4 protein-coding genes are annotated in these 2,372 nt (G+C 45.7%); all 4 read left to right on the top strand.

Annotation, left to right across the window (positions count from 1 at the left end; translation table 11 throughout):
- Positions 1-746 precede the first annotated feature (746 nt).
- The 4 genes from C230_RS22810 (at position 747) to C230_RS0100515 (ending at position 2,022) form a co-directional block, all read left to right on the top strand.
- Positions 747-899 carry a hypothetical protein gene (locus C230_RS22810; RefSeq protein WP_169332816.1) on the top strand — a complete coding sequence of 51 codons (153 nt, stop codon included), beginning with the start codon at positions 747-749 and terminating at the stop codon, positions 897-899.
- 104 nt (positions 900-1,003) lie between these two features.
- Positions 1,004-1,162 carry a hypothetical protein gene (locus C230_RS22805; protein WP_018130143.1) on the top strand — a complete coding sequence of 53 codons (159 nt, stop codon included), beginning with the start codon at positions 1,004-1,006 and terminating at the stop codon, positions 1,160-1,162.
- A 118-nt stretch (positions 1,163-1,280) separates the two neighbouring features.
- Positions 1,281-1,622: a nucleotidyltransferase family protein gene (locus tag C230_RS0100520; protein WP_018130142.1), complete on the top strand. Its 342-nt coding sequence runs from the start codon at positions 1,281-1,283 to the stop codon at positions 1,620-1,622.
- The gene (locus C230_RS0100515; RefSeq protein WP_018130141.1) at positions 1,609-2,022 is read left to right on the top strand and encodes a HEPN domain-containing protein; all 414 of its coding nucleotides are present in this window, start codon (positions 1,609-1,611) and stop codon (positions 2,020-2,022) included. Before C230_RS0100520 ends, C230_RS0100515 begins: the two co-directional genes overlap by 14 nt.
- The last annotated feature ends 350 nt before the right edge of the window (positions 2,023-2,372 follow it).

The raw sequence follows: 2,372 nt of genomic DNA, 5'->3' as shown, positions 1-2,372 counted from the left end.
GCTGGTTTTGCAATTCGCTTCCGAAAGGGCCAGAAGGCCATTGAGATTCCCTCCTTTGCCAAGGTCATAATATGGTATGAAGGTTGGTCAAAAACAATGACGATTATGCGTTGTGTAACTTTGCGCCTTTGACCTGGTCTTGATATATTGAAAGTGAATCATGGGGCACACGGGGATTGCCTGGTCCATTTCCCCTCGGTGGAGGGGATTCCCCAGGAACTCCTGGCAAGCGAGCGAGCCTTGAGGTTTGTGACATAAGCTCGAAAGAAATTGGAGATGTTTTGTGTGAGAGCATGCATGGTGACGAGCCCTCGAAACAGCGGCGAAGTTTGTTGGGTGATGTAAGACTTTTCCAGGCTGTATGAAAAATATCGCAGAAAGATCCTTCCCATTGCAATCTTTAGCTATGATCACATTCGTGACGAGCCAGATACCTTCCAGGTTACGCTTCCGTTTTTGGACGTGTTGAATTTCCGGTTCCAGGTGGAATTAAAGAAAAGGAACTGGAAAGACTTTTTGGGGCAACCGAACCCTGTTGCGGCAGCATTACTGAGCAAAATGGGGTATTCCGAAACGGAGCGAGTCCAGGTAAAGCTTGAATTTTTGCGAATGATCACACAACTGGATCCAGCGAAGACCGAAATGCTGTTTAGGGTCTTTGAAACCTATCTACCATGGTCGAAGCATGATGAGGAGGAGTTGGAAAAAAGTTGAAATCTCTGAAACCAGAGGAGGAGAAGAAGATCATGGAATACACCATTTCGTATGAGAAGAAAGCACTTGAGAAAGTTGCCAAGAATCTTCTGGCAGAGGGAATCGAGATCCCATTCATCGCCAAGGTCACAGGACTTTCCGAGGATGAGGTTGAACGTTTGAAACAAGAGCTGGAAAAACACTGATCAAACATCTACGGCGCCCTTCACGGGAGTTTTTCATATCATCATGTGAAGAGGAATTGAAACAGAGGTTGAAGGCATTGAATCCGGAGGAGGGGAAAAGAATCATGGAGTATACGATTTCCTATGAGAAACAGGCACTTGAAAGAGTGACAAAGAATATGCTCGCCAAGGGGATGGAAATCACACTTATTTTCGAAATCACCGGACTTTCAGTTCAAGAAATTGAGAAAATAAAGGAAGAGCAACACGGATCCAAAAAGTGAATGAAGACCTCCTTACGGGGCGTTTTTGTGTATTTTTTTGAAAACGTGAGTTTCGATCTGTTACAGGAGAAGTGAACCGTGGGGTACACGGTGTTAAGCGAAGGAGGGGATGATGTAAATGGAAGGTCGGGTCAGCGAGCTTGAAGCAGAGGCGATTCAAAGGTTGTACGAAAAAATAAAGGATGAACTTCAGGTCGCCAAGATCATCCTGTTTGGATCAAAAGCAAGAGGGGAAGCTGGTCCTTACTCGGATGTGGATCTCTTAGTTTTAACCTACAAAGAAAGAAGCAAGGAAGATAGGGAAAAACTGTCGGATATTGCGGCTGACATTAACATCGACTATGGGGTTGCGTTGAGCTGTTTGTACTACAATATTGACGATTGGCAAGCGGGCGACAGCATCAATCCATTCCTCAAAGACAATGTGGAGAGGGAGGGCGTTGAGGTTGTCTTACACTAAAAAAGCTGTTGAAGTTATGCTAAAAAAGGCAAAAGAGAAATACGAATCGGCGGAGGACGACTTCCTCAAAGGTCGATATGATAGTTGCGTCAGCAACCTGTATTATTCTGCCTATCAAACTGTGACGGCCTATATGATATCGAGTGGGGTGTCCACAAGTAAACACACCCATGTCAGGGCCTATGTCAATAAGGAAATGGCAAACAAAGGGTTAATTTCCAAGCAAGCGGCCAAGCTTTACAACATGTTGATGGATGCCAGATCAGATGCGGATTACGATATTGAGACCTTTAATGAGAAACAGGCGAAAGAAATGCTTGAAGGGGTTCGCTTGTTCAACAGGGAAGTGGTCCGAGTCATGATGGAAACAAAAAAGGGAACCGATTCCGATCAAAAGTAAACCGTGGGCACACGGGAATCGCTTGATGAACTTCTCCTCGATGGAGGGGACTATCCAGGGCACCCAGCAAGCGAGCGGGTTTCGGGGTTGCCTCTTATACTGATTGGCCTCGAAACAGCGGCGTTCGTTGGGTGATGCCATCGGGCTCACTGTGACAGTATGTCACGCTCATGTATGAACTGAATGCTCGCTGTGACAGTATGTTGTAGCCGCTCACGCTATTTGGCGGTGAATTTCTCACCGCCATTTTCGTGAGTAAGACTCTCGGAATTAAAATTTCCTTACAGGCTCTAGTCTCTTGACTAGGGCCATTTATTGTTTCACCCCCAAAACAGGAGTGCGAACAAATT

The organism is Effusibacillus pohliae DSM 22757 (genome assembly GCF_000376225.1).
Lineage (GTDB): Bacteria > Bacillota > Bacilli > Tumebacillales > Effusibacillaceae > Effusibacillus > Effusibacillus pohliae.
This window is presented reverse-complemented; position numbering and strand designations above follow the sequence as displayed.